Source organism: Bradyrhizobium sp. Kon69 (assembly GCF_055807515.1).
Map to the genome: position 1 here is coordinate 1 of NZ_JBVVOS010000022.1, position 24934 is coordinate 24934.

General features: G+C 64.3%; 21 protein-coding genes and 1 pseudogene. 15 read left to right on the forward strand and 7 right to left on the reverse strand.

The genetic code is table 11. The annotated features are described in order from the left end of the window. Nucleotides 1-90 precede the first annotated feature (90 nt). Together AC0L3U_RS26670 and AC0L3U_RS26675 are read right to left on the reverse strand one after the other, a co-directional pair. On the reverse strand, nucleotides 91-1527 hold the full coding sequence (locus tag AC0L3U_RS26670; protein ID WP_473363821.1) for a glutamine synthetase family protein: 1437 nt from the start codon (nucleotides 1525-1527) through the stop codon (nucleotides 91-93). A 149-nt stretch (nucleotides 1528-1676) separates the two neighbouring features. Beyond that, on the reverse strand, nucleotides 1677-3035 hold the full coding sequence (locus AC0L3U_RS26675; RefSeq protein WP_473363822.1) for an aromatic ring-hydroxylating dioxygenase subunit alpha: 1359 nt from the start codon (nucleotides 3033-3035) through the stop codon (nucleotides 1677-1679). A 109-nt stretch (nucleotides 3036-3144) separates the two neighbouring features. Between AC0L3U_RS26675 and AC0L3U_RS26680 the strand changes: the two genes are divergently transcribed. Continuing rightward, entirely contained in the window at nucleotides 3145-3930 is a 786-nt protein-coding gene (locus AC0L3U_RS26680; protein WP_473363823.1) for an IclR family transcriptional regulator domain-containing protein, read from the forward strand. Nucleotides 3931-4018: 88 nt separating this feature from the next. On the opposite strand, the gene AC0L3U_RS26685 is transcribed toward AC0L3U_RS26680, so the two are convergent. Together AC0L3U_RS26685 and AC0L3U_RS26690 are read right to left on the reverse strand one after the other, a co-directional pair. Continuing rightward, nucleotides 4019-4411, reverse strand: a complete 393-nt coding sequence (locus tag AC0L3U_RS26685) for a group II truncated hemoglobin (RefSeq protein ID WP_473363824.1) — start codon at nucleotides 4409-4411, stop codon at nucleotides 4019-4021. A 12-nt stretch (nucleotides 4412-4423) separates the two neighbouring features. Further along, on the reverse strand, nucleotides 4424-5332 hold the full coding sequence (locus tag AC0L3U_RS26690) for a helix-turn-helix transcriptional regulator (RefSeq protein ID WP_007615721.1): 909 nt from the start codon (nucleotides 5330-5332) through the stop codon (nucleotides 4424-4426). 152 nt (nucleotides 5333-5484) lie between these two features. Here AC0L3U_RS26690 and AC0L3U_RS26695 point away from each other — a divergent pair, with 152 nt between their 5' ends. The 4 genes from AC0L3U_RS26695 (at nucleotide 5485) to boxB (ending at nucleotide 11432) form a co-directional block, all read left to right on the forward strand. Beyond that, entirely contained in the window at nucleotides 5485-7026 is a 1542-nt protein-coding gene (locus AC0L3U_RS26695) for a benzoate-CoA ligase family protein (RefSeq protein ID WP_473363825.1), read from the forward strand. Between the two features lie 252 nt (nucleotides 7027-7278). Continuing rightward, nucleotides 7279-8100: an alpha/beta fold hydrolase gene (locus tag AC0L3U_RS26700; RefSeq protein ID WP_473363826.1), complete on the forward strand. Its 822-nt coding sequence runs from the start codon at nucleotides 7279-7281 to the stop codon at nucleotides 8098-8100. Nucleotides 8101-8181: 81 nt separating this feature from the next. Further along, nucleotides 8182-9870 (forward strand): 2,3-epoxybenzoyl-CoA dihydrolase, encoded by a 1689-nt coding sequence (boxC, locus tag AC0L3U_RS26705; RefSeq protein WP_473363827.1) that lies wholly within the window; start codon nucleotides 8182-8184, stop codon nucleotides 9868-9870. Between the two features lie 125 nt (nucleotides 9871-9995). Beyond that, complete coding sequence (gene boxB, locus AC0L3U_RS26710; RefSeq protein ID WP_473363912.1) at nucleotides 9996-11432, forward strand: benzoyl-CoA 2,3-epoxidase subunit BoxB; 1437 nt, start codon at nucleotides 9996-9998, stop codon at nucleotides 11430-11432. Nucleotides 11433-11606: 174 nt separating this feature from the next. On the opposite strand, the pseudogene AC0L3U_RS26715 reads toward boxB, so the two are convergent. Both AC0L3U_RS26715 and AC0L3U_RS26720 read right to left on the reverse strand, forming a co-directional pair. Next, nucleotides 11607-12414 (reverse strand): annotated as a pseudogene (locus AC0L3U_RS26715) (SDR family oxidoreductase). A gap of 221 nt (nucleotides 12415-12635) precedes the next feature. Beyond that, nucleotides 12636-13694: a polysaccharide deacetylase family protein gene (locus tag AC0L3U_RS26720; protein ID WP_473363828.1), complete on the reverse strand. Its 1059-nt coding sequence runs from the start codon at nucleotides 13692-13694 to the stop codon at nucleotides 12636-12638. A 163-nt stretch (nucleotides 13695-13857) separates the two neighbouring features. Between AC0L3U_RS26720 and AC0L3U_RS26725 the strand changes: the two genes are divergently transcribed. From AC0L3U_RS26725 to phoB, 10 genes are all read left to right on the forward strand, one after another. After that, nucleotides 13858-15252: an OmpA family protein gene (locus tag AC0L3U_RS26725; protein WP_473363829.1), complete on the forward strand. Its 1395-nt coding sequence runs from the start codon at nucleotides 13858-13860 to the stop codon at nucleotides 15250-15252. A 2-nt stretch (nucleotides 15253-15254) separates the two neighbouring features. Next, entirely contained in the window at nucleotides 15255-15557 is a 303-nt protein-coding gene (locus AC0L3U_RS26730) for a hypothetical protein (RefSeq protein ID WP_473292900.1), read from the forward strand. 451 nt (nucleotides 15558-16008) lie between these two features. Beyond that, the gene (locus tag AC0L3U_RS26735) at nucleotides 16009-17064 is read left to right on the forward strand and encodes a UPF0104 family protein (protein WP_473363830.1); all 1056 of its coding nucleotides are present in this window, start codon (nucleotides 16009-16011) and stop codon (nucleotides 17062-17064) included. 33 nt (nucleotides 17065-17097) lie between these two features. Further along, on the forward strand, nucleotides 17098-18396 hold the full coding sequence (locus tag AC0L3U_RS26740; protein WP_473363831.1) for an ATP-binding protein: 1299 nt from the start codon (nucleotides 17098-17100) through the stop codon (nucleotides 18394-18396). Nucleotides 18397-18539: 143 nt separating this feature from the next. Beyond that, complete coding sequence (gene pstS, locus AC0L3U_RS26745) at nucleotides 18540-19553, forward strand: phosphate ABC transporter substrate-binding protein PstS (RefSeq protein WP_456767224.1); 1014 nt, start codon at nucleotides 18540-18542, stop codon at nucleotides 19551-19553. A gap of 99 nt (nucleotides 19554-19652) precedes the next feature. Then, the gene (pstC, locus tag AC0L3U_RS26750) at nucleotides 19653-20642 is read left to right on the forward strand and encodes a phosphate ABC transporter permease subunit PstC (RefSeq protein ID WP_007615692.1); all 990 of its coding nucleotides are present in this window, start codon (nucleotides 19653-19655) and stop codon (nucleotides 20640-20642) included. Between the two features lie 4 nt (nucleotides 20643-20646). Further along, nucleotides 20647-21492 carry a phosphate ABC transporter permease PstA gene (gene pstA / locus AC0L3U_RS26755; protein WP_473363832.1) on the forward strand — a complete coding sequence of 282 codons (846 nt, stop codon included), beginning with the start codon at nucleotides 20647-20649 and terminating at the stop codon, nucleotides 21490-21492. Next, the gene (gene pstB, locus AC0L3U_RS26760; RefSeq protein ID WP_473363833.1) at nucleotides 21489-22310 is read left to right on the forward strand and encodes a phosphate ABC transporter ATP-binding protein PstB; all 822 of its coding nucleotides are present in this window, start codon (nucleotides 21489-21491) and stop codon (nucleotides 22308-22310) included. The genes pstA and pstB overlap by 4 nt, the downstream gene beginning before the upstream one ends. Before the next feature lie 10 nt (nucleotides 22311-22320). Next, complete coding sequence (gene phoU / locus AC0L3U_RS26765; protein ID WP_018456067.1) at nucleotides 22321-23037, forward strand: phosphate signaling complex protein PhoU; 717 nt, start codon at nucleotides 22321-22323, stop codon at nucleotides 23035-23037. A gap of 22 nt (nucleotides 23038-23059) precedes the next feature. Beyond that, on the forward strand, nucleotides 23060-23767 hold the full coding sequence (gene phoB, locus AC0L3U_RS26770; protein WP_007597871.1) for a phosphate regulon transcriptional regulator PhoB: 708 nt from the start codon (nucleotides 23060-23062) through the stop codon (nucleotides 23765-23767). 209 nt (nucleotides 23768-23976) lie between these two features. On the opposite strand, the gene AC0L3U_RS26775 is transcribed toward phoB, so the two are convergent. Beyond that, entirely contained in the window at nucleotides 23977-24489 is a 513-nt protein-coding gene (locus tag AC0L3U_RS26775) for a GcrA family cell cycle regulator (protein WP_211395398.1), read from the reverse strand. Nucleotides 24490-24934: the final 445 nt, after the last annotated feature.

A 24934-nucleotide genomic window follows, 5' to 3' on the forward strand; every position in this document is an offset into this window, starting at 1 on the left:
TGTTGTCTCGCATCTGAATTCTCCCCGTACAGGATGAATTCGATCAGCGAATTAGTGAACATGCACAGCAATGACGGGAGAGAGCCGAGGTCAAAACACCTCGAAATATTCGCGGTGCTCCCAGTCGGTCACCTCGGACAGGAAGCGGTCGATCTCGGCATTCTTGATGTGGGTGTAATAATCGACGAACTCGGCCCCGAGCTTTTCGCGGAAGAACGGATCGTCCTTCAGTGCGCTGACCGCATCGCGCAGCGACTTCGGCAACAGCGGCGCCTTGGTTTCGTAGGGCGTGTCGGCCGACGGGCCTGGATCGAGCTTGCGGTCGACGCCGTCGAGGCCGGAGAGAATCTGCGAGGCCATGTAGAGATACGGATTGGCCGCGGGCTCGCCGATGCGGTTTTCCAGGCGCGTGGCGGCGTCGCCGGCCGCGCCGAGCACGCGGATCATCACGCCGCGATTGTCGCGGCCCCAGATCGCGCGGTCCGGCGCCAGCGAATAGGAGCGGTAGCGCTTGTAACCGTTGATGGTCGGGGTGGTGAACACGGTCGACGCGCGGGCGTGGTCGAGCAGGCCCGCAAGCCAGGCGCGGCCGAACGCGCTGAGCGGCTCGCCGCCGTCTTTCGCCATGAACTGGTTCTCGCCGCTCGCGCGTGAGACCACCGATTGGTGCAGATGCCAGCCGCTCGCAAACAAATTCGGCAGCTTCGGCCGGCACATGAACGTGGCGTGATAGCCGTGGCGGTGCGCGATCTGCTTCACGGCGGAGCGAAACAGCACCATGTTGTCCGCGGGCTCGAGGCCCTTCTTCGGGGCGAAGGTGAATTCGCACTGGCTCGGCCCAAACTCGACCTCGACGGAGCGCAAGGGCAGACCGAGCGCGACGATGTCACGGCGCAAAATCTCCAGCACCGGCTCCATCTGATCGAAGCGCTGCTCGGTGAGATATTGATAGCCGTGGCTGAGCAGGCTCACCGAAGGCGGCGTGCCGGGCTGGCCAGCGTCCTCGGGCCGCATATGCGGATCGTCGAGCTTGAAGATGTGGAATTCGACCTCGAGGCCCGCGACGAAATCGTGGCCGCGGCTTGCGAGCTCGCCGAGCACCTTGCGATAGAGCCCGCGTGTCGCGAACGGGACGGGACGGCCGTCGTTGAAATAGAGGTCGCAGAGAACCCAGCCCGTGGTCGGCGCCCAGGGCAAAACGCGAAACGTCGTGGGATCGGCGACCATCAGCACGTCGGCCGCGCCCTCCATCTCCTTCATGCCGAAGCCGCCGCCCGACGTGAACACCGGAAACACCGTGCGGTGCGAGGTGTCCTTGGCGAGCATGGTGGTGGTGATGGAGCAGCCGCTTTCGAGCGACGCAAGCGCCTCCGATGCAATGATGGTCTTGCCACGCAGAATGCCGTGCTGGTCCGGGAAGGCGAGGCGGATGACCTCGAGGTTCTTCTCCTCGACGATGCGTCGCATGCGCGTCGCCGCGTCCTTCTGCTCATCCGACCACAGCGCATGACGCGCGACGAAAGTCACTTTTTCACTCCTCTATCCGTGAGAGGCGAAGCATGCGCCACATTCTCCGTCATTGCGAGCGCAGCGAAGCAATCCAGGATCCCTCCGCAGAGACAGTCTGGATTGCTTCGCTTCGCTCGCAATGACGGAGGAGGGACCTGCATTCTGCGCTACTCCGCCGCCGTCAGCCGATGCACGTTGTCCGCAATCTCCTTCGGCACCGGCGCCGTCCATGGCGCGCTGCGGCGGCGCTTGACGTCGACTTCCATCCAGTAGATCTCCCAGCCTCGGGTCGGCCCGATGCCGTCCATGGTCGCCGGGCCCTGGATCGAACGTGCGGTGGCCTCGTCGAGATGCAGCATCGGCTTCTCACCGCCTGCGACCTTCTCGATCTCCTGCCGCAGCAGACGCCGGTGTTGCACGATCGCCTTGTCGCTCGTGCCGAGGTGCTCCCGGGTGCGATCCTGGATCGCGCCCATCGACTCCACCGCCCATTGGTCGTGGACGTTGATGTCGGTGCCCATGCCGGTATAGGTCGCCGTCTGCTGCTCGTGCGGGTCGAAACCGTAATCGTTGTTGCTGTTCTTGCGTGATTTGTAGTCCGGCAGCTCATAGAGCTCGAGCCGCTGGTCGCGCATCTTCTTCTTGTCGACGGGGTTCGAATAGCTGGTGAAGATCGCGTACCAGTAGCAATTCTCGTCGTCGACGGGCACGTGCCACTGCGTGATCGTCATCTCCGTGCTCATGGGGATGACGAAGCCGTGCGGGAAGAGCTGGTTGGTGACGCGCACATGGGTGCGCTCCTCGTCGATCTCGCGTAGCGCGATCAGCCGAAGGCCGTATTCGGTGTGCTCGACATTGATGATCGGGCGGTCGTATTCGCGCAAAATCTTCGTCATCGGCAAGTCGGAGCCTGCTGATGCGCCGCGGAACTGCTTGCCGTAGGCCGTCGAGGTGTCCTCGTCCTCGAAGAAGCGATGCAGGTAGGAGGCGTGCGCGGGGTCAATGCCGACTTCGAGCGCCTGGAGCCAGTTGCAGGCCATGTGGCCCTTGAACGCGAAGGTGTGCGTGCCGGGCGCGACGAAGCAATCGAGCTCGGGAAATGCCGGCGGCTCGCCCTCGCCGAGATAAGCCCAGAGGATGCCGCTCTTCTCCACCACGGGATAAGAGCGCTGGCGGACGTTCTGGCAGAGTTTTGAATCCTTCGGCTCCGCCGGAGTCTCGATGCATTGCCCGGTCGCGTCGAACAGCCAACCGTGGAAGGCGCAGCGCAGGCCGCCATGCTCGAGCCGTCCGAAGGCGAGATCGGCGCCGCGATGCGCGCAGTGCCGATCGATCAGGCCGTAGCGCCCTCGCTCGTCGCGGAACAGCACCAGGTTTTCGCCGAGCAATCTGACGGGACGGATCGGTCGATCGCCGTCGAGCTCGTCCACCAGCGCCGCCGGCTGCCAGTAGCTTCGCATCAGCTTCCCGCAGGGGTCCTTTGCACCGGTGCGGGTGATCAGGTCGTTCTGCTCCTGGCTCATCATGGCGAGTACATCCTTTGTGGAGTGGCGTTTGTTCGCCTATTGAACGAATGGGCGAATTATGACATGCCTTGGTCTGGCAGCAAGCACTATTTTGCAGGATCCCGACACCATGCCCAAGCTGAAGCGAAGCGAGAGCGACGAGCGCGCGACGGATTTCGTCGAGAGCCTCGATCGCGGCCTGCGCCTGCTGCAATGCTTCGGCACCACGGCGGGCCCGATGACACTCAGCGATCTCGCCCGTGCCGCGGAGCTTCCACGCGCCACCGCGCGGCGCATGCTGTTCACGCTCCAGCGCGGCGGCTTCGTCAGCGGCGACGGCAAGCTGTTCTCACTGACGCCACATGTGCTGACACTCGCCGCGTCGTATCTGCGGTCGAGCCAGCTCGTCACGGTCCTGCAACCGGTGCTCGACCGCGTCGCGACAGCGGCCAACGAAATCGCCTCGCTCGCGGTGCTCGACGGCGATGAGGTCGTGTTCATCGCGCGCAGCAGTCCGGCGCGGATGTTTTCAGGTGGGCTGGACATCGGCTACCGCCTGCCGGCCTTCTGCACCTCGGTCGGCCGCGCCATGCTCGGCCAACTCACCGATGCCGAGCTTGCCGCGCGGCTGAGTGCGGTCAGACGCGAGGCGCTGACGCCGCACACGGAGACTAATCCCAAGGCATTGCTCGCGCGCATCGTTGCCGACCGCGCGCAAGGTTACGCGCTGGTCGATCGCGAGGCCGAGCCGCATTTCCGCTCGATCTCGGTCCCCGTCCGCCGCTACGACGGCGTGATCGTCGCTGCGATCAACATGGGCGCCCATGTCGACCGCGTGCCGGCGCAGGAATTGATCGAGCGATTTTTGCCGCTGTTGCGTGAGGGCGCGGAAGCCGTGCGGTCGCAACTCTTGTAGCCCGGGTGAGCGAAGCGATACCCGGGAAAGTCATCGTGAAGACCCGGATATCGCTTCGCTCATCCGGGCTACGCGCCGTGCAAAATCGCTACTGGTTGCGCATCCAGTCGGCGAGACCGGACAACGCCTTGTCGAGGTCCTGCCGCGCGGCAGCATCCATAACCGTTTCCTCCAGCGCGCCGCGGATGCAGAGCATCCACGCGTCGCGCTCGGCATCGCCGATGGCAAAGCCGAGGTGGCGCTGGCGCAGCCGTGGATGGCCCTTCTCGACCGAATAGAGTTTTGGGCCACCGGTCCATTCCGTGAGATAGCGCTTCAGCACATCCCTGATGAGGCCAAGGTCGTCCGCATGCATCGCGCGGATGATCTTCGCCTCCGGCAGTGTATCCATCCGCTCATAGAAGCGATCGACCAACAGGTCGATCGTGGCGCTGCCGCCGATCCGCTCGAACATGGAGATTGCAACGTCGCTGTCGGTCATGGGAGTTCGGATCTACAGCGCCACGCTGCGCAGCCCGAAGCTGCGCGCTTCGTTCTGCAGCACCGGCCGCACCGCATCAACCAGGCGCGCCGCGGCGGCATCGACGGACAGTCCCGCCGTGTCCACCACCGCAGTCGCGCGCGCATATAGCGGCTCGCGGCTCAAGAGGATGTTGCGCAGCTCGGCCATTGCGGAGCGGTCGTCGGCCATCGGGCGCAAATCGCCCTGCCGGCGGACGCGGGCCATGTGCTCCTCCGGCTCGGCCTTCAGCCAGATCGTGTAGAACGACGACAGGATCTGGTCGAACGTCAGGGGCTCCGAGACGATGCCGCCGCCGGTCGCCAGCACCATCAGCTCGTTGCGCGCGAGCAGCTGCTGCAGCGCCGCCTGCTCCATGCGGCGAAAGCCTTCCTGGCCGTAGAGCGCGATGATCTCGGCGACCGAGAGGCCGTTCTGCTGCTCGACCTCCTTGTTGAGCTCGACAAAACTCCAGCCGACCTTCTTCGCCAGCATCCGCCCAAGCGTCGATTTGCCGGCGCCGCGCAGGCCGATCAGCGCGATGCCGCAGAACGGCGCGCGCCGCGGCGCGGAGGCGCTGCCGCCCGCGAGCAGATCCTTGGCTTGCGCGATCTGCGCGGGCGTCGCCTTGCGCAAGAGATCGCGAAACATCTGCCAGTCCGGGGTCGGATCGGCCGAGGGAAGCAGGTCCTCGAGATGCGCGCCCATCGCGTCGGAGACGCGGCGGAGCAGCACGATGGAGACGTTGCCCTTGCCGCTTTCGAGCTGCGCGATGTAGCGCTCCGATATCCCTGATACCTTGGCGAGCACCTTGCGCGACATGCCGCGTAGCGCGCGCATGGTGCGCACGCGCTGGCCGAGCTGTTCGAGAAATCGGGATTCGGCGTCGGGACTGTCAGTCATGGACTACGGATCATGGGCCTGCTTGAGCGGATGTCTTCTTTTAAAGAGGTCCTGCGGCGCGTATTAATGAAACATAGTGCCTGCTGGCATTGACAGCAAGCCAATGCGATGTCTTTCTATGAATTATAATTCTAAATTCAGGGGAGAAGTCCGTGAGCGAGGGATCCTATAACGCGGTGACCTGGCTGCTCGACCGGAATGTCGAGGAGGGACGCGGCAACAAGCTCGCCTTCGACGACACCGTCTCCCGGCTCACCTATGGCGAGCTCCAGCGCGAAACGCGGCGCGCCGCCAACATGCTGCGCCGGCTCGGCGTCCGCCGCGAAGAGCGCGTGGCGATGATCATGCTGGATACGGTCGACTTCCCGATCGTGTTCCTGGGCGCGATCCGCGCCGGCATTGTGCCGGTGCCGCTCAACACGCTGCTGACATCAGATCAATACGCCTACATCCTCGCCGATTGCCGCGCACGCGTGCTGTTCGTCTCGGAAGCGCTCTATCCCGTCATCAAGGACGTCGTCGGCCGCATGCCGGATCTCGAGCATGTCGTGGTGTCCGGCGCCAAGCAGAACGGTCACAAGCAGCTCGCCGAGGAGATTGCGGACGAGAGCGACCGGTTCACCACCGCCGCGACACATCCGGATGAGCCGGCGTTCTGGCTCTATTCGTCAGGCTCAACGGGCATGCCCAAGGGCGTGCGCCACATCCATTCGAACATGCAGGCGACCGCGGACACTTATGCGAAGCAGGTGCTCGGCATTCGCGAGAACGACGTTTGTCTTTCTGCGGCAAAGCTGTTTTTCGCCTATGGCCTCGGCAATGCTCTGACCTTTCCGATGTCGGTCGGCGCCACCGTGGTGCTCAACAGCGAACGGCCGACGCCGGCGCGCATGTTCGATCTGATGAACCGCTACAATCCCTCGATCTTCTACGGCGTGCCGACCCTGTTCGCGGCGATGCTCAATGACGAGAGCATGAAGGGCGAGCGCGGCGGCAAGTCTTTGCGCATCTGCACCTCGGCCGGCGAGGCGCTGCCGGAATCAGTCGGCAACAGCTGGAAGGCGCGCTTCAACGTCGACATCCTCGACGGCGTCGGCTCGACCGAGCTGTTGCACATCTTCCTCTCGAATGCGCCCGGGGATATCAAATACGGCTGCTCCGGCAAGCCGGTGCCGGGCTATGCGGTGCGGCTCGTCAACGAGGCCGGACAGGATGTCGCCGACGGCGAGGTCGGCGAGCTCCTGGTCGATGCGCCCTCCGCCGGCGAGGGCTACTGGAATCAGCGCCACAAGAGCCGCCGCACGTTCGAGGGGCCGTGGACCCGCACCGGCGACAAATATGTCAGGGATGCCGAGGGCCGCTACACCTTCTGCGGCCGCGCCGACGACATGTTCAAGGTCTCGGGCATCTGGGTCTCGCCGTTCGAGGTCGAGAGCGCGCTGATTACGCATCCAGCCGTGCTGGAAGCCGCGGTCGTGCCCGAGGCCGATCCGGAGGGCCTGCTGAAGCCGAAGGCCTTCGTCGTGCTGCGCCAGGGAGCGACGACGACGGGCCTGCAGGAGATGCTCAAGGAGCACGTCAAGCAGAAGATCGGCCCATGGAAATATCCGCGCTGGATCGACGTGGTGGACTCGCTGCCGAAGACGGCGACGGGGAAGATTCAGCGGTTCAAGCTGCGGGACGGGGCGAATTGAGTGCGTGGTGTCGAATGTGATCGACACTTTCGCGGCAACCCCCGCTACGCTCCCTCCCCCCCTTGTGGGGGAGGGCAGAGGAGAGGGGTGGCTCAGGAAATAGTATTCGTCGTCCCGCGCCAAATGTTCTTCGTCACGCCGGGAATCCCGTGTGGCACCCCTCTCCTTAGCCCTCCCCCACAAGGGGGGAGGGAACGACTGAACCAGCGGCCGCGTCTCGTTCCAAGTCCGCGCGCGAAGAAGAGCGACAGCATGACCAACCTCTCCCCCACCGGCTTTCTCAGCATCGGCAACGCCAGCCTCGAATACAAATGGCTCGCGCCGCAATCCGCCGATGCACCCACCATCGTCATGCTGCACGAAGGCCTCGGCTCGGTCGGGCTCTGGGGTGACTTCCCGGAAAAGCTGCAGCAGGCCACCTCCGCCGGCATTTTCGCCTATTCTCGCGCGGGCTACGGCCAGTCGAGCAAGGTCGCGCTGCCGCGGCCGCTCGACTACATGCAGCGCGAGGCACTGGACGTGCTGCCGAAGATTCTCGATGCGATCGGCTTCAGGCGCGGCCTGCTGCTCGGCCATTCCGACGGCGCCTCGATTGCGACGATCTATGCCGGCGCACACCAGGATCATCGCCTGAACGGCGTCGTGCTGATCGCGCCGCATTTCATCGTCGAGGACATCTCGGTGAAGTCGATTGCGGACATCAAGACTACCTTCGAGACCACCGACCTGAAGGCAAAGCTCGCGCGCTGGCACAGCGACGTCGACAACGCCTTCTACGGCTGGAACGCCGCCTGGCTCGATCCGAAATTCCGCGACTGGGATATCTCGGAATCTCTCGCCTATATCCGCGTCCCCGTCATGATCCTGCAGGGCGCGGACGACCAATACGGGACACTGCATCAGGCCGAGATCGCGCAGCAAGAATGCTATTGCCCTGTCGATTTGAAAGTCATTTCAGGCGCGGCGCATTCTCCCCACCGCGAAGCTCCGGGACAGACGCTTGACGCGATTGAGCAATTTGCAGCAGCCGCCTTGCGCGAAGACATGAAGCAAAATGCATGTTCACTCGCTTAAGGGGTAGACGCGCTCAGGAATGTGCACTATTGTGCATCTAGCGCGATAGCCAAAACGCATAATCAAGCTCAAGGGTGGCCCATGGCCGGGGAAGATCGGCGCCTCGCAGGCGGCGCGACATTCATCGATTTCCAGACCGAGCCGTCCCGCTACCGGCACTGGAAGCTCGCGGTCGACGGTGACGTCGCCACCCTGACCATGGACGTCGACGAGAATGGCGGCCTGTTCGAGGGCTATCTGCTCAAGCTCAATTCCTACGATCTCGGCGTCGACATCGAGCTTGCCGACGCGGTCCAGCGCCTGCGCTTCGAGCACCCCGAGGTGAAGGTCGTGGTGATGCGCTCGGCCAAGAACCGCGTGTTCTGCGCCGGCGCCAACATCCGCATGCTCGCGGGCTCGACGCATGCCCACAAGGTCAATTTCTGCAAGTTCACCAACGAGACCCGCAACGGCATGGAAGATTCGTCGGAGAATTCCGGCCAGCGCTTCATCACCGTCGTGAACGGCTCGGCCGCCGGCGGCGGCTATGAGCTCGCGCTCGCCACCGACTATATCATGCTCGCCGATGACGGCGCGTCCGCCGTCGCCTTGCCCGAAGTGCCGCTGCTCGCGGTGCTGCCGGGCACCGGCGGCCTCACGCGTGTGGTCGACAAGCGCAAGGTGCGCCGCGATCACGCTGATTTCTTCTGCACCATCGAAGAAGGCGTGAAGGGCAAGCGCGCCGTGCAATGGCGCCTGGTCGACGAGATCGCGCCGAACAGCAAGCTCGAAGGCAAGGTTGCCGAGCGCGCCAGGGAGTTCGCCGACAGCTCGAAGCGCAAGGGCAGCGGCAAGGGCATCGCGCTGACGCCGCTCAAGCGCATCATCGATGAGACCAGCGTCCGCTACGGCTTTGTCAGCGTCGACATCGACCGTGCCGCGCGCATCGCCACGATCTCGATCAAGGCGCCTGAAGCCGCGCCGCCCGGCGACATCGACGGCATGATGGCGCAGGGTGTCGCGTTCTGGCCGCTCCAGGTCGCGCGCGAACTCGACGACGCCATCCTGCATCTGCGCATCAACGAACTCGAGATCGCCATGCTGGTGTTCAAGAGCCACGGCGACCGCGCCCATGTGCTCGCCTGCGACGCCTTCCTCGAAGCCAACAAGGCGCACTGGCTGGTCAACGAAATCAGGCATTACTGGAAGCGCGTCTTGAAGCGCATCGACGTCACCTCGCGCACGCTGGTGACGCTGGTCGAGCCCGGCTCCTGCTTCGCCGGCACGCTCGCCGAGCTCGTCTTCGCCGCCGACCGCTCCTACATGCTGATCGGCACGCGTCAGGGCGACAACCGCCCGCCGCCGTCGATCGAACTGTCAGCGTTGAATTTCGGTCCGTATCCGATGAGCCATGGCCTGACGCGGCTTCAGTCGCGCTTCCAGGCCGATCCGGCCGATGTGGAACGCGCGGAAGCCACGATGGGCACGGCGCTGGACGCCGAGCAGGCGGAAGAGCTCGGTCTCGTCACCTTCGCACTCGACGACATCGACTGGGACGACGAGGTCCGCGTGTTCCTGGAGGAACGCGCCAGCTTCTCGCCCGACAGCCTCACCGGCATGGAAGCGAGCCTGCGCTTCGTCGGCCCCGAGACGATGGAATCGAAAATCTTCTCGCGCCTCACTGCGTGGCAGAACTGGATCTTCCAGCGCCCCAATGCGGTCGGCGAGGAAGGCGCGCTGCGCCGCTACGGCAGCGGCCAGAAGCCGAAATTCGATATGACGCGAGTGTAGAGCGCGAATGGGGAGTGGCGAATAGAGACGCCATTCGCCATTCGCCACTCGCTATTCGCGAGCCCACAATTCGATGCCCGCGATTTAATGAACTAGTCCCACACGGGAGGTCCTCCATGAACATCATGAACGTCGACTACTCGACCAAGATTCCGAACAACGTCAATCTGGCCGAAGACCGCCAGGTGCTCAAGGCGCTGGAAGGCTGGCATCCCGGCTACATGGACTGGTGGAAAGACATGGGGCCGGAAGGCTTCCAGGAATCGCTGGTGTACTTGCGCACCGCCTATTCGGTCGATCCGCGCGGCTGGGCCAAGTTCGACTACGTGCGGATGCCCGAGTATCGCTGGGGCATTCTCCTTGCTCCCCAGGAAGAGAACCGCGTCGTGCCGTTCGGCGAGCATTTTGGCGAGCCGGCCTGGCAGGAAGTCCCGGGTGAATATCGCGCGATGCTGCGCCGTCTGATCGTGATCCAGGGCGACACCGAGCCTGCCTCCGTGGAGCAGCAGCGCCACCTCGGCAAGACCGCGCCCTCGCTGTACGACATGCGCAATCTGTTCCAGGTCAATGTCGAGGAAGGCCGTCACCTCTGGGCGATGGTGTACCTGCTGCAAAAGTACTTTGGGCGCGACGGACGTGAAGAGGCCGACGATTTGTTGCGCCGCCGCTCGGGTGACGCCGACTCGCCACGCATGCTGGGCGCCTTCAACGAGGCGACGCCGGACTGGCTGTCGTTTTTCATGTTCACCTATTTCACCGACCGCGATGGCAAGATGCAGCTGCACTCGCTGGCGCAGTCCGGCTTCGATCCCCTGTCGCGCACCTGCCGCTTCATGCTGACGGAAGAAGCGCACCACATGTTCGTCGGCGAGACCGGCATCACGCGTGTCGTGCAGCGCACCTGCGATGCGATGCGGGAAGCCGGCATCACCGATCCCACCGATATCGCGAAGGTCCGCGCGCTTGGTGTGATCGACCTGCCGACCATCCAGAAGAAGCTGAACCTGCACTATACGCTGTCGCTCGACCTCTTTGGCTCGGAAGTCTCGACCAACGCGGCGAATGCCTTCAACACCGGCATCAAGGGCCGCTACCACGAGACCCAGATCGACGACGATCATCAGCTCAAGAACGCGACCTATCCGGTGCTGAAGTTCATTGATGGCGAGATCAAGCTGGTGGACGAGCCGGCGCTGACCGCGCTCAACATGCGCCTGCGCGACGATTACAGTCAGGATTGCGTCAAGGGCATGCTGCGCTGGAACAAGGTGATCTCGACCGCGGGCTACCAGTTTCAGCTCAAGCTGCCCAACGTCGCCTTCCACCGCCATATCGGCGAGTTCAAGAGCATCCACGCGACGCCGGATGGTCTCCTGATCGACGACGCAACCTGGGCGAAGCGCAAGGACGAATGGCTGCCGTCGACCGCCGACGGCGACTTCATCACCTCGCTGATGCAGCCCGTCACCGAGACCGGCCAGTTCGCCTCCTGGATCTCGCCGCCGAAAGTCGGCATCGACAACAAGCCCGGCGATTTCGAGTATGTGAGGATCGAGTCGTAACTTCTTTACCTCTCCCCGCTTGCGGGGAGAGGTCGGATCGCTCTTGCGATCCGGGTGAGGGGGTACAGGTGCGGCGACAATCTCACGTGTGGAGAGAAGCCCCTCACCCCAACCCTCTCCCCGCAAGAGCGGGGCGAGGGAGCGCTCCGCTGACGCCGCGAGCAGCGCGATGCCTCAACTATCCCACCCGCTCCCCTTGATCCCCGGGTTCGCATAAACAATGCCGCCGTCCACCGCGATGGTCGCGCCCACCACATAATCTCCAGCGCGAGAGGCGAGATAGATCGCAGCGCCCGCCATGTCCTCGTCAGTGCCGATGCGGCCTGCGGGCACGCGCGTCGAGACCTCGTCGGCATGATCGCGTGCGGCCCGGTTCATGTCGGATTTGAACGGGCCCGGCGCGATCGCGGTGACCACGACGTGGTCGCCGATCAGCTTCACGGCCATGCGCCGCGTCAAATGGATCAGCCCCGCCTTGCTCGCCGCGTAGGAATAGGTCTCGCCCGGATTGACGAAGATGCCGTCGATCGAGGCGATGTTGATCACTTTCGCCGGCCGCTCTGCTGATGCCGCCGCGCGCAGCGTGGGCGCCAGCGCCTTGGTCAGGAAGAACGGTGCCTTGAGGTTGAGGTTCATCACCTTGTCCCAGCCGCTCTCCGGAAACTCGTCGAACTCTGCGCCCCAGGCCGCGCCCGCATTGTTGACGAGTGTCGAGTTTGGGCTCGCGCTTGGCGAATTCGCTCGCGAGCAGCTCGGCGCCGGCCAGCGTCGAGATGTCGATCGGCAGCGCGATGCATTCGCCGTCATATTGCGCGGAGAGCTCGTTCGCGGTGGCTTCGCAAGGCCCGGCCTTGCGCGCGGTGATGTAGACCTTCGCGGCCCCTGCGCTGAGAAATCCCGCCGCGATCATCTTGCCGATGCCGCGCGAACCGCCCGTCACCAGCGCGACGCGGCCTTTGAGCGAGAACAGATCGTTGAACATGGTGCCTCCCTTTGTTTGCGTCGGTTGTGAGCGGGGCAGGGAGGGGAGTCAAGGAAAGCGCCGCATCGTCGTCCTGGCGAAAGCCAGGACCCATTACCCCAGGATAGAGTTGTTTGAATGAGCTGTGGCCCGAGCGCGTCGCAAAATGGACAGCGGTGGCAATGGGTCCTGGCTTTCGCCAGGACGACGGCTGAATTCGGGACGACGGAGGAGATTCGAAACTACGCCGCCGCGATCCTGCGGAAGCCGTTCCACATCGCGGTCGCGGCGCCCGAGGTCAGCACCGGCAGAATCCGCGTGTCCTGGTAATTGCCGTTGAGCGAGACCCGTGGCAGCGCGGTCATGTGGCCGGCGTTTTCGGCGAACAGCATGCCGGGTCGCGTCGTCACCGCGGTCTTGAAGCCGGCGGATGCAGCGAGCACAAATTCACGCTCGCCCGCTGCCTCGCGATCGCCATAGGGATAGGCAAGATGCTGGACATTCCGGCCGAGCGCCTGCTCGATCCGCGCGCGGCTCACGGCCATCTCCTGCGTGGCGATCGCTTCGCTTTGCTTGGCGAGATTGCAATGGCTGACGGAATGCGCGCCGATCGTGACCAGGGGATCGGCGGCAAATGTCTTCACCTCGTCCCAGGACAGGCAGAGGCTGCGGCACAGCGCGGCCATGTCGACGCCGTACTTCGTGCAGAGCGCCTCGATCTCGCGCTTGAGATCGTGCTCGCCGGGCAATGCGCGCAACCAGTCGTGCAGGCGGTCGAACGCCGCCTGCTTGGCGATTGGCGTCGTCGCATCGAGCCGGAGCGCGGCATTGCCGATCGTCACCTCGATCTGCTCGGCCTTGGCGATCACGGCCTCCAGCGCCTCCCACCACAGCCGACCCGTGCCCTCCGCGAAGTCGCTGGCGACATAGACCGCCAGAGGCGCGTCAAATTCGCGCAGAACCGGCAGCGCAAAATCGAGATTGTCGCGATAGCCATCGTCGAGCGTGAAGGCGGCGAAGCGGCGGTCGAACCGGCGCTGCACCAGCCGCTCATGCAGCTCGTCCATGCTGACGATGTCGATCTCGCGCGAGCGCAGATGGCACAATGTCGCGCGCAGGAATTCGGGTGTGACTTCGAGATGCCGGTTCGGCTGAAACACCGCGGCGCGGGCCGGCCGCACGTGATGCAGCATGAAAATGGCGCCGACGCCCGACAAAAGCGGGCGCAAAAGGTGGTGGGCGCCGCTGAAATAGAGTGCTTCCAGCCCGGCGCGGATGACGTTGTTACGAAGTTGTTTCATGACCCGCTGGCGGACTTTGGCATTCCGCCTTCAACTTACGGAAGAACCCTTGAAGAAAAAGTTATTCCAATTGTCACGCCCGGCCTTCGGAAGGGCGTCATTTCCGGTTTGACAGCCCGCCAAGGGTTTGTTTTGTCTCCGGTTCCAGAGTTCGGGTCGTCGAATGCAGAAGCTTTTCAGGTGGGCCAGCAAATGGTGGCCGGGGCTCATCCCCCTGGCCGTCATGTGGGGATTTGCGGCCTGGAATAACACTTTGCCGGTCGAGGCGGACCTTTCCGCCCGCAGCTCGGCGGCGCTAAAGGATACCGTTCTGGACAAGACCCGGATCGCGGTGGACGGCCGCGACGTCAGCCTGGCTGCGGAGGCCTTTTCCGAGGAAGGTCGCCGCGACGCTGTTGTGGCGGTCGAGACCGTGCCCGGCGTGCGCCTGGTCGACGACCGGACCCGCCTCGTTCCCGAGGCAAAGCCCTTCGTCTGGAACGCCGAACGCGACGTGGTGCGGGTGACGCTGTCAGGCTCCGCGCCCCTGCCGTCGATGAAGGGCCGCCTGACCGAGGCAGCCCGCAAGGAGGTCGCCGGTACCGAGGTGGCCGATCAGATGGGTTTGGCGCGCGGCGCACCGCCGCGGTTCGAGGCGGCCGCGATGCTGCTGCTCGACCAAATCGGCAAGCTCAAGGACGGCAAGATCACGATCACAGACACCAAAGTCACGCTGTCGGGGATGGCGCGCGATCTCGGCGGCCGCGAAGCCGTCGCAGCGGCGCTGAAAAACCTGCCCGAGGGCTTTTCGATCGCCGCCAACGACGTCAAGGCGCCGCCTTACGTCTTCCAGGCCTACAAGGATCCGGTGGCCGCGACCGTGACGCTGACCGGCTATGTTCCCGACAACAACGTCCACGCCGCCATCGCCACCAGCGCGTCGCGGAAATTCTTCAACGAAAAGGTCGTCGACAATCTCAAGGCCAGCGTCGGCGCGCCCGGTGCATTCAGCCCCGCCGTGGTCGCAGCGCTCGGCGCGCTGTCGCGACTGTCGACCGGCACGCTCGTCGTGTCCGACCGCGAGGTGAAGCTGTCGGGCGACGCGCTCTATGAAGGTGCCGCCAGCGACATCCGCGCAGGCCTTGGCAAGGACTTTCCGAAAAACTGGCAATACAAGCCGGAAATCACGGTGAAACCCGCAGCCGGCCCCGTCGACGGCACCGTGTGCCAGCAATTGTTCTCCGAGCTCTTGGCCAAGGCCAAGATTCGCTTCGGGGCGAAGCGCGCCGACATCGATCCGGATTCCGCCGGCATTCTCGATCATCTGATCGAGACGGCATTGCGATGTCCCACCACCAATATCGAGGTCGCCGGGCATACCGATGCGGACGGCGAGGATTCCTTCAACCAGGCACTCTCGGAGAAGCGCGCGCAGGCGGTGATCGACTATCTGGTCAAGGCCGGCCTGCCTGCCAGCCGCTTCACCGCGGTCGGCTACGGCAGCACGCAGCCCGTCGCCGGCAACGACAGCGAAGACGCCAAGGCGCAGAACCGCCGCATCGAATTTCTGGTGAGGTGACGATGCCCTATCTCGTCTCGTTCCATCTGGGCTGGCTGATCGGCTCGTTGCTGCTCGGCTTTTGCATGGGCTGGATCTCGGTGGTCCAACGCGGCAACGGCACCTCGAAGGTGACCGCGCGCTGGCTCGCCGTGCTTGTTGCCGGCCTGGTCGCGGCATCGCTCGCGCATGTGGTCCCCGGTCGCTTCGGCTACTGGCTCGACCTCGGCCTGATCATGTTCGCCTGCTACCTCGTCGGCGGCGCCATCGGCGCCTGGCTGCGCGACCGGGTGGTCGCGCGCAGCATGCCGCCTGCCGCTCTGTGATGTTGCCCTGCACCCTGACTGCGGACGTCAGGAGCGCGGCTGCGCGGCCTTCCCAGCCCATCGAAAACCGCGAACAAACGCGCCGGCCACCCCTCTTTCAACAGGCGGGGGCGACCCATAGATTGATTTCGGCTTAAGTCGTGACGGAACATTGTGCGGTGGAAATCATCAAAACTTCATGGCCACTGCGCAGGATTGCCATGGAGATTCGCGTCAGTCTTGCCGCCGAAAGCGCCAAACCGTGCATCAGGAGCCCGCAACCCTGCCTAAAATATTGAAGGCACGAGTTTTTGTTCGAATTGCCGAATTCCACTCCGCCCTGAAACGCGCTAGTGGAGGGATAGCGGGTATGCGCGATGCCGGGACCGGCAGCGGTGGTTCGTCGGGTGCCTGCGTGTCGTCCGCCTGTTCGCCGGCCACCCTGGCCGCTGAAGCGTTGTTCGAGGTTTAGATGCTGGAAGCCATACGCAGGGCGATGTCGTTTCTGCGCCAGAAGCAAATCCTGCATAAGCTTGGAGTTGTGATCAGCGTCGCGGTCATCGGCATCGCTTGCTATGTGCTTTACCACATGCTGCGCGGCATCGATGTCAACGAGGTCCTCGAAGCGATCAAGAGCACCGAGCCGAGCCAGATTGCGCTGGCGGCTTTGTTCGTCGCCGCGGGCTATTTCACGCTGACCTTCTATGACCTGTTCGCCGTGCGCGCGATCGGCCACGCCCACGTGCCCTATCGGATCAACGCGCTCGCCGCCTTCACCAGCTATTCGATCGGCCACAATGTCGGCGCCAGCGTCTTCACTGGCGGCGCGGTGCGCTATCGCATCTATTCGGCCTATGGGCTGAACGCGATCGATGTCGCAAAGATCTGCTTCCTCGCCGGCCTGACCTTCTGGCTCGGCAATGCCGCGGTGCTGGGCCTCGGCATCTCCTATCATCCGGAGGCAGCGGCCTCGATCGACATGCTTCCGCCCTGGCTGAACCGGACACTGGCGATGATGATCATCGTCGGGCTGGTCGCTTACGTGGTCTGGGTCTGGACCCAGCCGCGGATGGTCGGCCGCGGGCCCTGGACCGTGATGCTGCCGGGCGGCCCGCTGACCCTGCTCCAGATCGCGATCGGCATCATCGATCTCGGCTTCTGCGCGCTCGCGATGTACGTGCTGGTCCCGGACGAGCCCAATCTCGGCTTCGTGGTGGTCGCGGTGATCTTCGTCTCGGCCACGCTGCTTGGCTTTGCCAGCCATTCGCCCGGAGGCCTTGGCGTGTTCGACGCGGCCATGCTGGTCGGGCTCTGGCAGATGGACCGGGAGGAACTGCTGGGCGGGATGCTGCTGTTCCGCGTCCTCTATTATCTGTCCCCTTTCGTCATTTCTGTAATCTTGCTGACGTTTCGCGAAGTTATCATCGGCGCACGATCGAAACGCCTGCAGCAGGCCGCGCTCAAGCTCGACCCCGGCCCCGCACCTGAAGCCGCTTACGTGAGAAAGCGCAGCGACAGCGGCGCCTGACCGGCGCAAGGTCCTTTGGAGAAGCCCGCCCCGATGGCGATCGACGCCCCATCTTCTCCCTCCTCCCAGCCGTGGTCCGACCGGCTGCGGCACTCGACCGTCATCCTGATCGCCGCGGCGCTGGCACTGTCGGTGGTGGTCTCGCTGGGCGAATTGTCGGCGCTGCATGCGATTGCGGTGTTCGTCTGCATCGCGGCCGCAGCGCTGATCCCGTGGCGCCTGCACGATACCGCCGCCTCGCGCGAAGAGACCCGCCGCGTCAACCCGGTCGAGAGCGCGGCGGTCGCCGCTGTTGTCGCCGGCATGCCCGATCCCGCGGTGCTGCTCGACCGCGCCGGCCGCGTCATCCATCTCAACGCCGCGGCCGCCCAGCTCGCGCCGGCGCTGCGCCGGAATGAGCTCGCCCAGTTCGCGCTGCGCTCGCCCGAGATCATCACGGCGTTGCGCGAGTCGATCGCGACCACCGAGCCGCGGCGCGCGACCTATCTCGACCATGTTCCGGTCGATCGCTGGATGGAGCTGACCATCACGCCGGTGCCGGTGCCGACCACTTTCGGCGGCACCGACAAATGCATGCTGATGACCTTCCACGACCAGACGCCGCTGCGCCGGGTCGAGGAGATGCGGGCCGATTTCGTCGCCAATGCCAGTCACGAGCTGCGCACGCCGCTGGCCGCGCTGTCCGGCTTCATCGACACGCTCCAGGGCCAAGCCAAGGACGATCCCAAGGCGCGCGAGCGCTTCCTCGGCATCATGCACAACCAAGCCACCCGGATGGCGCGTCTGATCGACGATCTCTTGTCGCTGTCGCGGGTGGAGCTGTCGGCCCATGTGCGGCCCGACACCCTGGTCGACTTGCTGCCGATCATCTTGCAGGTCGCCGACGGGCTCGAGCCGCTGGCGAGGGAACGCCAGGTCGAGGTCGAGACCCAGCTGCCTGAGACCCCGGTGCTGATCGCGGGCGACCGTGAGGAGCTGCTCCGCCTGTTCGAGAATTTGATCGAGAACGCGCTCAAATACGGCGCCTCGGGCGGTCGCGTCATCGTGTCGCTGACGTCCAGTCCCGCCCCTGATGGAACTCAGGAAATCCGGGTCCTGGTCCGGGATTTCGGCCCCGGCATCGCGCCGGAGCATTTGCCGCGGCTGACCGAACGGTTCTACCGGGTCGATGTCGGCGACAGCCGCTCGCAGGGCGGGACCGGCCTCGGATTATCCCTGGTGAAACATATTCTTAACCGCCATCGCGGCCGGCTTCTGATCGAAAGCGTGCCCAAACAGGGCGCCACTTTCACCGCTTGTTTTCCCCAGGGCAAGCCTGCGGCTTTGAGCTAAACACCAGCATTTTCAAATGCTTAAGACTGTCATCCGACTGTCACCAAACCTTCGTAAAAGCTCAGCTGTCCACTCCTAAAGGAGCGGCACGGGGAGCGCGATCGGGCGCTGATGGCGCTTCGCTCCCCTGTATGGAGACCAGCATGAATTTCCTCAAAACACTCGTCGCTGCTGGCATCGTCGCCGCATCGACGACGGCGGCCTTTGCTGCCGACATCACGGGTGCCGGTGCCACGTTCCCGTTCCCGATCTATTCCAAATGGGCTGACGCCTACAAGAAGGAGACCGGCAACGGTCTGAACTACCAGTCGATCGGCTCCGGCGGCGGCATCAAGCAGATCCAGGCCAAGACCGTGACTTTCGGCGCCAGCGACGCGCCGCTCAAGGCCGAGCAGCTCGAGAAGGACGGCCTCGTCCAGTGGCCGATGGTGATGGGCGCCATCGTTCCCGTCGTCAACATCGAGGGTGTGAAGCCCGGTGAGATGGTGTTCGACGGCGAGACGCTGGCCAGCATCTATCTCGGCAAGATCACCAAATGGGACGACGCCGCGATCAAGAAGCTGAACCCGAACGTGAAGCTGCCCTCGGAGGCCATCACCGTGGTCCGCCGTTCGGACGGTTCGGGCACCACCTTCAACTTCACCAACTACCTCGCCAAGGCCAGCGCGGACTGGAAGAGCAAGGTCGGCGAAGGTACCGCGGTCGAGTGGCCGGTCGGCGTCGGCGCCAAGGGCAACGAAGGCGTGTCCGGCAACATCAGCCAGACCAAGAACTCGATCGGTTATGTCGAGTACGCCTATGCCAAGCAGAACAAGCTGACCTACACCGGTCTCGTCAACAAGGCCGGCAAGCCGGTGCAGCCCACCGTCGAAGCCTTCCAGGCGGCCGCCGCCAACGCCGACTGGGCCAAGGCTCCCGGCTACTATGTCATCCTGACCGACCAGCCCGGCGAGAAGTCCTGGCCGATCACGGCGGCGACCTTCATCCTCATGCACAAGGACGCCACCGACAAGGCGGCCTCGCAGGAAGCCATCAAGTTCTTCCGCTGGGCCTTCAAGAGCGGCGGCAAGGCGGCTGAAGAGCTCGACTACATCCCGATGCCGGACCCGGTCGTTCAGCTGATCGAGAAGACCTGGGCTGCCGAAATCAAGAGCTAGGCTCGCGACGCTCGTGCCCCGGATGCGCTGCGCCGCATCCGGGGCACGGGACCAACAAAAAACGTATCCTATTTGGTACAGGGGATCGGCGTGGCGGAAATGGCCGTTCAGAGCGATGTAATCGACGACGCCGGACCGTATGATCGCGCCAAGGCCTTGAGCGCGTTCAAGCTCGGCGACGTCACCTTCTACTGGATCACGCGGCTCTCCGCGATCTCGGTGCTTCTGATCCTCGGCGGCATCATCATTTCGCTGATCGTCGGCGCTTTCCCGGCGATGAAGGAATTCGGGGTCTCGTTCCTGTGGACGCAGCGCTGGGCGCCGTCCGCCGATCCGCCGGTGCTCGGCGCGCTCGGGCCGATGTACGGCACGCTCGTCACCTCCTTCATCGCGATGCTGATCGCAATTCCCGTGGGTCTCGGCATTGCGATCTTCCTCACCGAGCTCTGCCCGCAATGGCTGCGCCGCCCGATCGGAATGGCGATCGAGCTGCTCGCCGGCATCCCCTCGATCATCTACGGCATGTGGGGCTTCTTCGTGTTGGGTCCGTTCCTCGCCAACACGTTCCAGCCCTTCATGATCAAGATCTTCGACGGCGTGCCCGTGCTTGGCGCGATCTTCGCGGGTCCCCCGTCCTATCTCAGCCTGTTCAATGCCGCGCTGATCCTCGCCATCATGGTGCTGCCCTTCATCACCTCGATCTCGGTCGACGTGTTCAAGACGGTGCCTCCGGTCCTGAAGGAAGCCGCCTACGGCGTCGGCTGCACCACCTGGGAAGTCGTCCGCAGCGTGGTGATCCCCTACACCCGCGTCGGCGTCATCGGCGGCGTCATGCTGGCGCTGGGCCGCGCGCTCGGCGAGACCATGGCGGTGACCTTCATTATCGGCAACTCGTTCCGGATCTCGTCCTCGATCTTCGCCCCCGGCACCACGATCTCGGCGGCGATCGCATCTGAGTTCGCCGAGAGCGACGGCCTGCACCAGTCCGGCCTGATCCTGCTCGGCCTCCTGCTGTTCGTGCTGACCTTCTTCGTGCTCGCGGCGGCGCGGCTGATGCTGATGCGGCTGGAAAAGAAGGCGGGGAACTAGCGCCATGAATCCGATCTACTCACGCCGCCGCCGCAACGACATCGTCGTCCGCGGGCTCTGCATCGCCGCAACCGCCTTCGGCGTCACCTGGCTCGCGCTGATCCTGATTACGCTGCTCTACAATGGCGTAGCGGGACTCAATGTCCAGCTGTTCACCGAGAACACGCCGCCACCGGGATCGAACGAGGGCGGCCTGCTCAACGCCATCGTCGGCTCGCTGATCATGACCGTGATCGGCGTCGGCATCGGCGCGCCGCTCGGCATGTTCGCCGGCACCTATCTCGCCGAATACGGCCGCAACGACCGGCTGACCTCGGTGATCCGCTTCATCAACGACATCCTGCTCTCGGCGCCCTCCATCATCATCGGCCTGTTCATCTACGGCGCGGTGGTGGTGCCGATGCGCGGGTTCTCGGCGATCGCGGGTTCGCTCGCGCTCGCGGTCATCGTGATCCCAGTGGTGCTGCGCACGACCGAGGACATGCTGCTGCTGGTGCCGAACGCGTTGCGGGAGGCGGCCTCGGCGCTCGGCCTGCCGCGCTCGCTGGTGATCAAGCGGATCGCTTATCGGGCTGCCCGATCGGGTCTCATCACCGGCGTGCTGCTCGCGACCGCTCGCGTCGCCGGTGAAACCGCGCCGCTGCTGTTCACCGCGCTGTCGAACCAGTTCTTCAGCCTCGGCCTGAACAAGACGATGGCGAACCTGCCGGTGACGATCAACAACTTCGTGCAGAGCCCCTATGCCTACTGGAAGCAGTTGGCCTGGAGCGGAGCGCTGCTCATCACCCTGACCGTTCTTGCCCTTAATATTGGCGCGCGCATCCTTGGCGCCGAGAGGACCGCAAAATGAGTGATCTTTCCGTATCGATGAGCGCGTCCGGTGGACTGCCGCACACGGCAGTGCTGCCGGAGGCGCCGCCCAAGGTGACCGTACGCAACCTGAATTTCTATTACGGCGAGCACCACGCGCTGAAGAACATCAACCTGACGCTCGGCGCCAACCGTGTCACCGCGTTCATCGGCCCGTCGGGCTGCGGCAAGTCGACCCTGCTGCGCATCTTCAACCGGATGTACGACCTCTATCCCGGCCAGCGCGCCACCGGTCAGCTCATGCTCGATCAGACCAACATCCTCGACGGCAAGCTGGACCTCAATCTGCTGCGCGCCCGCGTCGGCATGGTGTTCCAGAAGCCGACGCCGTTCCCGATGACGATCTACGAGAACATCGCGTTCGGCATCCGTCTCTATGAGAAGATCTCGAAGTCCGAGATGGACGGCCGCGTCGAGAAGGCGCTGCGCGGCGGCGCGCTGTGGAACGAGGTCAAGGACAAGCTCAACGCCTCCGGCCTGTCGCTCTCCGGCGGCCAGCAGCAGCGTCTCTGCATCGCCCGCACCGTCGCGGTGCGGCCCGAGGTGATCCTGTTCGACGAACCCTGTTCGGCGCTCGACCCGATCTCGACCGCCAAGGTCGAGGAGCTGATCCAGGAGCTGTCCGAGGATTACACGATCGCGATCGTCACCCACAACATGCAGCAGGCGGCGCGCGTCTCCGACAAGACCGCCTTCATGTATCTCGGCGAGCTGATCGAGTTCGACGACACCAGCAAGATCTTCACGTCGCCGACCGACCGGCGCACGCAGGATTACATCACCGGCCGGTTCGGCTAGGAGACGCGACATGGGTTCTGAACATACCGCAAAGGCCTTCGACACCGACCTCCAGGAACTCACGCGCCTGGTCGCCGAGATGGGCGGCATCGCCGAGCGCATGATCGTCGAGTCCGTCGACGCACTGATCCGCCGCGACGTCCCGCTCGGCCAGCGCGTCGTCGCCATCGACACCGAGCTCGACGCGCTGCAGAAGCGCATCGAGGAGCGCGCGGTGCTCACCATCGCACGTCGCCAGCCGATGGCGGTCGATCTGCGCGAGATCGTCGGCGCCATGCGCGTCGCGACCGATCTCGAGCGCATCGGCGACCTCGCCAAGAACATGGGCAAGCGCGTCGCGGCGCTGGAGACGGACTTCCATCCGCTCAAGCTGTTCCGCGGCCTCGAGCACATGACCGACCTCGTGCAGCAGCAGGTCAAGTCGGTGCTGGACGCTTATGCCGCGCATGATTTGCCGGCGGCGATGGCGGTGTGGAAGGGCGACGAGGAGGTCGACGCCATCTGCACCTCGCTGTTCCGCGAGCTCCTCACCTACATGATGGAGGATCCGCGCAACATCTCGTTCTGTATTCATTTGATGTTCTGCGCCAAGAACATCGAGCGGATCGGCGACCACGCCACCAACATCGCCGAGACCGTGTTCTACATGATCGAGGGCCAGGCGATCACCGACAAGCGGCCGAAGGGCGACATGACGACCTTCGCCAACACGGTACCGAACACCTGAAGACTTAAGGAGCGACGACCCGATGGGCGCACGCATTATGGTGGTTGAGGACGAGGAAGCCCTGACCGAGCTTCTCCGCTACAACCTCGAAGGCGACGGCTATGACGTCGAGACGGTGATGCGCGGCGACGACGCCGACACCCGTCTCAAGGAGCACATCCCCGACCTGATCGTGCTCGACTGGATGCTGCCGGGCCTGTCAGGCATCGAATTGTGCCGGCGGCTCCGCACCCGTCCCGAGACCAAGCAGCTCCCGATCATCATGCTCACCGCGCGCGGCGAGGAGAGCGAGCGGGTGCGGGGTCTTGCGACCGGCGCCGACGACTACATCGTCAAGCCGTTCTCGGTGCCGGAGCTGCTGGCGCGCGTGAAAGGCCTGCTGCGGCGCGCAAGCCCGGAGCGGCTCGCCACCGTGCTTGCTTTCGGTGACATCGAGCTCGACCGCGACAAGCGCCGCGTGGCGCGCTCGGGCCGGCCGATCGATCTCGGTCCGACCGAATATCGCCTGCTGGAGTTCTTCCTGGAGCATCCGGGGCGGGTGTTCTCGCGCGAGCAACTGCTCGACAGCGTCTGGGGCCGCGACATCTATATCGACGAGCGTACCGTCGACGTGCATATCGGCCGCCTGCGCAAGCTGCTCAATCTCGGCCGCGAGCAGGATCCGATCCGCACCGTCCGCGGCGCCGGCTACGCGCTGGATGATCGGTTTGCCAAGGCGGAGCAGGTGTAGGTTTCTGCGGTTAGGTTACTACCTGCCGTGACATGTCCGATGTCGTCCCGGCGAAGGCCGGGACCCATAACCACAGGGCGCGGTTTGGCGAAGACTCGGAGTTACCCTTTCGCACAACAACTAAGTGCTCGGAGTATGGGTCCCGGCCTTCGCCGGGACGGCACTGCATTTATTGAGGCGCCGCGCGTGATGACTGATCGTGCGCTAGCTTACCGCGGACCCGGCTTCACCGGTGCGCGGCGCCGATCCGACGCCGGCTGGTACGCAACGCGCGAGTGCTGGGCGCAATAGGGCAGGCCGGACAACGCCCGTCCACCGCAGAAGAAGAAGTCCGGGCTCGAGGGATCGCCGACCGGCCAGTGGCAGGTCGCCTCGTTCAATTCCAGCAGCGACAGCCGCTGGCTCATCGGCACCACGTTGTCGTAGGTGACCGGATCCGGCTCAGCCTCGACCTCGAAGGCCTGCGCCAGCGCAGTGTTGCCGCGCGAGATCGGGCGGGTCACCCGCATCATGTGCTGCGCGGGGCGCGCCTTGCGCGGCCGCGGCGCTGCCGACGAAGGGCTCTTGGCGCGGCCCGAAAGGCCGAGCCTGTGCACTTTGCCGATCACGGCATTGCGGGTCACATTGCCGAGCTCCGCCGCGATCTGGCTGGCCGAAAGTCCGGCCTCCCAGAGCTTTTTCAGCTGCTCGACGCGATCATCGGACCAGGTCAAAACCGTCATTGCACCCTTTCCCTCGCTGCGCGCCAGCCATCCTGGGGCCTCGCAGCGAATGCCTAAGCCTTCAAAAACCCGTGCCGTCAGAATCCCTTAAGGCTCGCCGGGCGCGTCTTGAACGCCCGAACGTTTACGCCGGTACATAAGGACTTAAAGATCAGAACCACTGCACGAGATGTCGTATCTGACAATCCAAACGCTACAATATGGCGTGACTCCCGCGCAAGAGTCCGCCGACTCGCTTCCACATGTTCCGTGGCTAAATCCCGCAAAATCGGCACCGCAAGACTACGGATTCAGCGTTTCGCGAGGCTTTCCGGGCGGCATTGACACCCGTTTCACCAGGCCTAAGATGGTCGTGCGTGCCGCCCTCAAGAGGCGGCACGTTTCGTTTTCCGGGCCGGTCGATGGTGCGTTGCGCAATGCACGCTCACACCGTCCGCAACATTCA

Coding starts and splice junctions, on each gene's coding strand:
- AC0L3U_RS26675 (WP_473363822.1), bottom strand. CDS start 3,035: ATGATGAGCCAGGAGCAGAACGACCTGATCACCCGCACCGGTGCAAAG.
- AC0L3U_RS26680 (WP_473363823.1), top strand. CDS start 3,145: ATGCCCAAGCTGAAGCGAAGCGAGAGCGACGAGCGCGCGACGGATTTC.
- AC0L3U_RS26685 (WP_473363824.1), bottom strand. CDS start 4,411: ATGACCGACAGCGACGTTGCAATCTCCATGTTCGAGCGGATCGGCGGC.
- AC0L3U_RS26690 (WP_007615721.1), bottom strand. CDS start 5,332: ATGACTGACAGTCCCGACGCCGAATCCCGATTTCTCGAACAGCTCGGC.
- AC0L3U_RS26700 (WP_473363826.1), top strand. CDS start 7,279: ATGACCAACCTCTCCCCCACCGGCTTTCTCAGCATCGGCAACGCCAGC.
- boxC (WP_473363827.1), top strand. CDS start 8,182: ATGGCCGGGGAAGATCGGCGCCTCGCAGGCGGCGCGACATTCATCGAT.
- boxB (WP_473363912.1), top strand. CDS start 9,996: ATGAACGTCGACTACTCGACCAAGATTCCGAACAACGTCAATCTGGCC.
- AC0L3U_RS26720 (WP_473363828.1), bottom strand. CDS start 13,694: ATGAAACAACTTCGTAACAACGTCATCCGCGCCGGGCTGGAAGCACTC.
- AC0L3U_RS26725 (WP_473363829.1), top strand. CDS start 13,858: ATGCAGAAGCTTTTCAGGTGGGCCAGCAAATGGTGGCCGGGGCTCATC.
- AC0L3U_RS26730 (WP_473292900.1), top strand. CDS start 15,255: ATGCCCTATCTCGTCTCGTTCCATCTGGGCTGGCTGATCGGCTCGTTG.
- AC0L3U_RS26735 (WP_473363830.1), top strand. CDS start 16,009: ATGCTGGAAGCCATACGCAGGGCGATGTCGTTTCTGCGCCAGAAGCAA.
- AC0L3U_RS26740 (WP_473363831.1), top strand. CDS start 17,098: ATGGCGATCGACGCCCCATCTTCTCCCTCCTCCCAGCCGTGGTCCGAC.
- pstS (WP_456767224.1), top strand. CDS start 18,540: ATGAATTTCCTCAAAACACTCGTCGCTGCTGGCATCGTCGCCGCATCG.
- pstC (WP_007615692.1), top strand. CDS start 19,653: ATGGCCGTTCAGAGCGATGTAATCGACGACGCCGGACCGTATGATCGC.
- pstA (WP_473363832.1), top strand. CDS start 20,647: ATGAATCCGATCTACTCACGCCGCCGCCGCAACGACATCGTCGTCCGC.
- pstB (WP_473363833.1), top strand. CDS start 21,489: ATGAGTGATCTTTCCGTATCGATGAGCGCGTCCGGTGGACTGCCGCAC.
- phoU (WP_018456067.1), top strand. CDS start 22,321: ATGGGTTCTGAACATACCGCAAAGGCCTTCGACACCGACCTCCAGGAA.
- phoB (WP_007597871.1), top strand. CDS start 23,060: ATGGGCGCACGCATTATGGTGGTTGAGGACGAGGAAGCCCTGACCGAG.
- AC0L3U_RS26775 (WP_211395398.1), bottom strand. CDS start 24,489: ATGACGGTTTTGACCTGGTCCGATGATCGCGTCGAGCAGCTGAAAAAG.